Annotated in this window: 3 protein-coding genes; all 3 read left to right on the forward strand. The window is 63.1% G+C overall.

What is annotated here, in order from left to right; all coding sequences use genetic code 11:
* Positions 1-86: 86 nt before the first annotated feature.
* Genes mfd through BFQ01_RS30085 form a run of 3 tightly spaced genes read left to right on the forward strand, consistent with a single transcriptional unit; the run spans position 87 to position 6,817 of the window.
* Positions 87-3,536, forward strand: coding sequence for a transcription-repair coupling factor (gene mfd / locus BFQ01_RS30075; protein WP_027604233.1), 3,450 nt, complete (start codon positions 87-89; stop codon positions 3,534-3,536).
* An 11-nt stretch (positions 3,537-3,547) separates the two neighbouring features.
* The gene (locus tag BFQ01_RS30080; protein WP_065928156.1) at positions 3,548-4,114 is read left to right on the forward strand and encodes a CsiV family protein; all 567 of its coding nucleotides are present in this window, start codon (positions 3,548-3,550) and stop codon (positions 4,112-4,114) included.
* Between the two features lie 9 nt (positions 4,115-4,123).
* Complete coding sequence (locus BFQ01_RS30085; protein ID WP_065928157.1) at positions 4,124-6,817, forward strand: DEAD/DEAH box helicase; 2,694 nt, start codon at positions 4,124-4,126, stop codon at positions 6,815-6,817.
* Positions 6,818-6,986 lie beyond the last annotated feature (169 nt).

Genomic DNA, 6,986 nt, shown 5'->3' on the forward strand with positions numbered 1-6,986 from the left:
TAATAGGCTCAGTCAGCAACTGACAGGCGGCACCTCGGGCCGTTACAATTACCGACTTTGTCGCAACGCTTGGAGCTCAACCTTCCGTGCCCGTTCTGCGTCTACCGCTTCTCCCTGCCGCGGCAGGTAAACAGCACTGGGGCAACCTGCCCGGTGCCGCCCTGAGCCTGGCCATTGCCGAGGCTGCCAGCGCAGCCAAGCGCTTTACCCTGCTGCTTACCGCCGACAGCCAAAGCGCCGAACGGTTGGAGCAGGAGCTGAGCTTCTTCGCCCCCGATTTGCCGGTGCTGCATTTTCCCGACTGGGAAACCCTGCCCTACGACCTGTTCTCGCCGCACCAGGACATCATCTCCCAGCGCATCGCCAGCCTGTACCGCCTGCCGGAACTGGCCCACGGTGTATTGGTGGTGCCGATCACCACCGCCCTGCACCGCCTGGCGCCGACCAAGTTCCTGCTGGGCAGCAGCCTGGTGCTGGATATCGGCCAGAAACTCGACGTGGAACAGATGCGCACGCGCCTCGAAGCCAGCGGCTACCGCTGTGTCGACACGGTGTATGAGCACGGTGAATTCGCCGTGCGTGGTGCGCTGATCGACCTGTTCCCCATGGGCAGCAAGTTGCCGTACCGCATCGACCTGTTCGATGACGAAATCGAGACCCTGCGCACCTTCGATCCGGAAAACCAGCGGTCCATCGACAAGGTCGAGTCGATCAAGCTGCTGCCGGCGCGGGAGTTCCCGCTGCAAAAGGACGCGGTCACGCGCTTCAAGGCGCGCTTCCGTGAACGCTTTGATGTGGACTTCCGCCGCTGCCCGATCTTCCAGGACTTGAGCAGCGGGATTACCCCGGCCGGTATCGAGTACTACCTGCCGCTGTTCTTCGACGAAACCTCGACCCTGTTCGACTACCTGCCCCAGGACACCCAGGTGTTCTCGTTGCCGGGCATCGAACAGGCGGCGGAAAACTTCTGGAACGACGTGCGCAACCGCTATGAAGAGCGCCGCGTCGATCCTTCCCGGCCTTTATTGCCGCCCGCCGAGCTGTTCCTGCCGGTGGAAGACTGCTTCGCCCGCCTGAAAAACTGGCCGCGCGTGGTCGCCAGCCAACAGGATGTGGATACCGGCAGCGGTCGCGAGCGTTTCCCGGCGGCGACGCTGCCGGACCTGGCGATCCAGGCCAAAGCCACGCAACCCCTGGAAGCACTCTCGAACTTCCTCGGCGACTTCCCCGGCCGCGTGCTGTTCACCGCAGAGTCCGCCGGGCGCCGTGAAGTGCTGCTGGAGCTGCTGGAACGCCTGAAGCTGCGGCCGAAAACCGTCGACAGCTGGCCGGATTTTGTCGCCAGCAAAGAGCGCCTGGCGATCACCATCGCGCCACTGGACGAAGGCCTGCTGCTGGATGACCCGGCGCTCGCGCTGATCGCCGAAAGCCCGCTGTTCGGCCAGCGCGTGATGCAGCGTCGCCGCCGTGAAAAACGCGCCGACGCCAACAACGATGCGGTGATCAAAAACCTCACGGAACTGCGCGAAGGCGCGCCGGTGGTGCATATCGACCACGGTGTCGGCCGCTACCTGGGCCTGCAGACCCTGGAGATCGACAACCAGGCCGCCGAATTCCTCACCATGGAATACGCCGAGGGCGCCAAGCTCTACGTGCCGGTGGCCAACCTGCACCTGATCGCCCGCTACACCGGCAGCGACGACGCCCTGGCGCCGTTGCACCGCCTGGGCTCCGAGACCTGGCAGAAAGCCAAGCGCAAGGCCGCCGAACAGGTGCGCGATGTCGCCGCCGAACTGCTCGACATCTATGCCCGTCGTGCGGCGCGCGAAGGGTATGCCTTCGCCGACCCGAAAGCCGACTACGCCACCTTCAGTGCCGGCTTCGCCTTCGAAGAAACCCCGGACCAGCAAACCACCATCGAAGCGGTGCGCGCCGACATGCTCGCGCCCAAGCCGATGGACCGCCTGGTGTGCGGCGACGTGGGCTTCGGCAAGACCGAAGTGGCCATGCGCGCGGCCTTTATTGCGGTACACGGCGGCAAGCAAGTGGCGATCCTGGTGCCGACTACCCTGCTCGCCCAACAACACTACAACAGCTTCCGCGACCGCTTTGCCGACTGGCCGGTGACCGTGGAAGTGATGAGCCGCTTCAAGTCCGCCAAGGAAGTGAATGCCGCCGTCGCCGACCTCGCCGAAGGCAAGATCGACATCGTGATCGGCACGCACAAGCTGCTGTCGGACGATGTAAAGATCAAGAACCTGGGCCTGGTGATCATCGACGAAGAACACCGCTTCGGTGTGCGTCAAAAAGAACAGCTCAAGGCCCTGCGCAGTGAAGTCGACATCCTTACCCTCACCGCCACGCCGATTCCGCGCACGCTGAACATGGCGGTGTCGGGCATGCGCGACCTGTCGATCATCGCCACGCCGCCGGCGCGGCGCCTGTCGGTGCGCACGTTCGTGATGGAGCAGAACAAAAGCACAGTCAAGGAAGCGCTGCTGCGGGAATTGCTGCGCGGCGGCCAGGTGTACTACCTGCACAACGACGTAAAAACCATCGAGAAATGCGCCGCCGACCTCGCCGAACTGGTGCCGGAAGCACGCATCGCCATCGGCCACGGGCAGATGCGCGAACGCGATCTCGAACAGGTGATGAGCGACTTCTATCACAAGCGCTTCAACGTGCTGATCGCCTCGACCATCATCGAGACCGGCATCGACGTGCCTAGCGCCAACACCATCATCATCGAGCGGGCGGACAAGTTCGGCCTGGCCCAGCTGCATCAACTGCGCGGCCGGGTTGGGCGCAGTCACCACCAGGCGTATGCCTACCTGCTGACGCCGCCCCGCCAGCAGATCACCGGGGACGCCGAAAAGCGCCTGGAAGCGATCGCCAACACCCAGGACCTGGGCGCCGGTTTTGTGCTGGCCACCAACGACCTGGAAATCCGCGGTGCCGGCGAACTGCTGGGCGATGGCCAGAGCGGGCAGATCCAGGCCGTCGGCTTCACCCTGTATATGGAGATGCTCGAACGCGCGGTGAAAGCCATCCGCAAGGGCGAGCAGCCAAACCTCGACCAGCCCCTGGGCGGCGGTCCGGAAATCAACCTGCGCTTGCCGGCGTTGATCCCCGAAGACTACCTGCCGGATGTGCATGCACGGTTGATCCTGTACAAGCGCATCGCCTCGGCCACCGACGAAGAGGGCCTCAAGGACCTGCAGGTGGAGATGATCGACCGCTTCGGCCTGCTGCCCGAGCCGACCAAGAACCTGGTGCGCCTGACCCTGCTCAAATTGCAGGCCGAGCAGCTTGGGATCAAGAAAGTCGACGCCGGGCCGCAAGGCGGGCGTATCGAGTTCGAAGCGCAGACACCGGTGGACCCACTGGTGCTGATCAAGCTGATCCAGGGCCAGCCCAATCGCTACAAGTTCGAAGGGGCTACGCTGTTCAAGTTCATGGTGCCGATGGAACGTGCCGAAGAACGCTTTAATACATTGGAGGCGTTGTTCGAGCGCCTCATCCCGAAATCTGCTTGAAGGACGCCCCAATGCGCCTGTTCCGCATTCTGAGCCTGTTGTTGGTGGTACTCGCGCCTTCGGCATTTGCCGACAGTCCGTACCAGGTGGAAATGATCCTGGTACGCCAGAACGCGGAGCCGGCGCTCAACAGCCGCGCGGCGCCGGAAAACTGGGATGCGGGCGCGCAGCGGTTGGGCGACAGGCTGAGCCCGCCGCGCCTGAACAATATCGTCGACAAACTCAACGCCGATAACAGCTTCACCGTGCTGGCGCACAAGGCCTGGGAACAGAACCTCGGCGAGCAGCCGGTCAGGATCGCGATCACCGACGGCCAGGAGCAGTTCGGCCAGTTCCCCATCGAGGGCGTGTTAAGCCTGCAACTGGGGCGTTTCACGGATATCGATGCGGACTTCTGGCTCAACACGTTCGACAGCAACGGCAGCGTGGTGGCCAGCGAACACCTGAGCCAGAAAGACGTGCGCACCAAGAACAACCAGCTCAACTACCTGGATGGCGGTCATCTGGCACTGCTGATCAAGATCACTTCGCTGACCGCCAAGCCACCCAGCGCACCCCCGCCCGACATTCAGGACTGATCCAGCGCCATGCCCCTGACGTCGCCGTTGACCAAACCCCTGGCCCCTTCATGGGCCAATCGCTTCAAAGAGCAAAGCCTGGAGCGCGGGCGGCGCTATGCCCTGGAGAACCGCGTGCGCATCGTCGAATCCGGCGACAGCACCATCGTCGCCAGTTGCGAAGGCTCGGGGGGCAACGTTTACCGGCAGACCATCTCCTTGCGCGAATCGGCCAAGGGCGCGCTGATCCTGGTGGACAGCCGCTGTACCTGCCCGGTGCACACCAACTGCAAACACATCGCGGCGGTGCTGCTCAAGGTCCAGGAAACCCTGGCCTACCCGGCGGCGGCCCAGGATGCCGAGTTGCTGGAAAAACTCCAGGCCGTGCTGGATAACCGTGCGGTGTTGCCGCAGGTGGTGATGGAGGATGTGGTGCCCGTGCCGCGCCTGTGGCTGGCCAGCGTCGAGTTCAGCGCATTTGAACCGCGCAACGGCAAGATGCAACGCTATATCCAGCACCGTGCGGCGTTGTCGTTCAACTACCTGGGCAACTATGTCAGCGGGCAAAAGAACGCCGATATCATCGTGCGCCAGGAAACCCACAGCCTGCGCATCAAGCGCCATCCCGAGCTGGAGCAGCCCTATCGCGAACAACTGCGCCTGCTCGGTTTCAAGATCGCCACGCGCCAGAGCAAGGCCTTGCCGGAAAGCGCCGGCGAGCTGTTCGAGATGGTTAATGACAGTGCCTGGCTGAACTTCACACTCAATGCCTCGCCGACCCTGCGGGCCGAGGGTTGGGAGTTGCAGATCGACGAAGACTTCGGGTTTGACCTGAGCGCGGTCGACGACTGGTACGCCACTGTCGATGAAGGCCCCGAGCGCGACTGGTTCGACCTGGAACTGGGGATTATCGTCAACGGTGAGCGCCTGAGCCTGCTGCCGATCCTGCTCAACCTGATGCGCTCCCACACCGAGATCCTCAACCCGGAAAAACTCGCGCGGCGCCGCGATGACGAGCTGATCCTGGTGAATATCCCCGGCCTGCCCAATGGCGGTCATGGCCCGCTGCAAGTGGCCCTGCCCTACGGCCGCCTGAAACCGGTACTGGCCACCCTCGGTGAGTTTTACCTGCAGGAGCCGGGCACCACCGCGCTGCGCCTGGCCAAGGCCGATGCGATTCGCCTCAACCCGCTGGAAGACCTGCCCCTGCAATGGGAGGGCGGCGAGAAGATCCGCAACTTTGCCCAGCGCCTGCGGGACATCAAGGACTTCACCTGTGTGGCACCCGAAGGCCTGAACGCGACCTTGCGGCCTTATCAACTGGAAGGGTTGAGCTGGATGCAGTCGCTGCGCCAGCTGGAGGTGGGCGGCATTCTTGCGGATGACATGGGCCTGGGCAAAACCCTGCAGACCCTGGCGCATATCCTCAGTGAAAAGATCGCCGGACGCCTGGACCGGCCGTGCATGGTGGTGATGCCCACCAGCCTGATCCCCAACTGGTTGGACGAAGCGGCGCACTTCACCCCGCAACTCAAGGTGCTGGCGCTGTACGGGGCCACGCGCAAAAAACACTTCGCCAGCCTGCAGGACTACGACCTGCTGTTGACCACCTACGCGCTGCTGCCCAAGGACATCGAGCAACTGGCCGCCCTGCCCTTGCATGTGCTGATCCTCGATGAAGCCCAGTACATCAAGAACCCTTCCAGCAAGGCTGCCCAGGCCGCGCGCGAGCTGAATGCCCGGCAGCGCCTGTGCCTGAGCGGCACACCGCTGGAAAATCACCTGGGCGAGTTGTGGTCGCTGTTCCACTTCCTGCTGCCGGGCTGGCTGGGCGACGTCAAAAGCTTCAACCGCGACTACCGCGTCCCCATCGAAAAGCGCGCCAGCGAAGTACGACTGCAGCACCTCAACGGTCGGATCAAACCCTTCCTGCTGCGCCGCACCAAGGAGCAGGTGGCCACGGAGCTGCCGCCCAAGACCGAGATCATTCACTGGGTCGACCTCAATGAGGCCCAGCGCGATGTGTACGAGACCATGCGCCTGGCCATGGACAAAAAGGTCCGCGACGAAATCACCCGCAAAGGCGTGGCGCGCAGCCAGATCATCATCCTTGAAGCACTGCTGAAGCTACGCCAGGTGTGCTGCGATCTGCGCCTGGTCAACGATGCGACCCTGCCCACCCGTGGCAGCAGCTCGGGCAAGCTCGACAGCCTGATGGAAATGCTCGAAGAGCTGTTTGAGGAAGGTCGCCGGATCCTGTTGTTTTCCCAGTTCACCTCGATGTTGAGCCTGATCGAAGTGGAGCTGAAAAAGCGCGGTGTCGCCTACGCCCTGTTGACGGGCCAGACCCGCGACCGGCGCACACCGGTGAAGGATTTCCAGAGCGGCAAGTTGCAGATTTTCCTTATCAGCCTGAAGGCCGGCGGTGTAGGGCTGAACCTGACCGAAGCCGATACCGTGATTCACTACGACCCTTGGTGGAACCCGGCCACGGAAAACCAGGCCACCGACCGCGCATACCGCATTGGCCAGGAGAAGCCGGTGTTCGTGTACAAGATGATCGCGCGGGGCACGGTGGAGGAGAAAATCCAGCACCTGCAAAAGGAAAAATCCGACCTGGCAGCGGGTGTGCTGGATGGGCGTACCACGGGGGATTGGCAGTTGGGCAACGACGATATCGAGGCGTTGTTTGCGCCGTTGCCCAATAAGCAGGAAAAGCGCTGAAAAAACATACCTGACGCGCCCCCGTAGATACCGCCTTATCCAACACCACGCAAATCCGTAGCAGCTGTCGAGCCCCGGCGAGGCTGCGTAGGCCGCGACTTGGTCCTGGATCATCAGCGCGGCCTACGCAGCCTCGCTTGCGCTCGGCAGCTGCTACGGGGGGTGAGGC

The organism is Pseudomonas sp. 8 R 14 (assembly GCF_900005955.1).
GTDB classification, from domain to species: Bacteria; Pseudomonadota; Gammaproteobacteria; order Pseudomonadales; family Pseudomonadaceae; genus Aquipseudomonas; species Aquipseudomonas marginalis.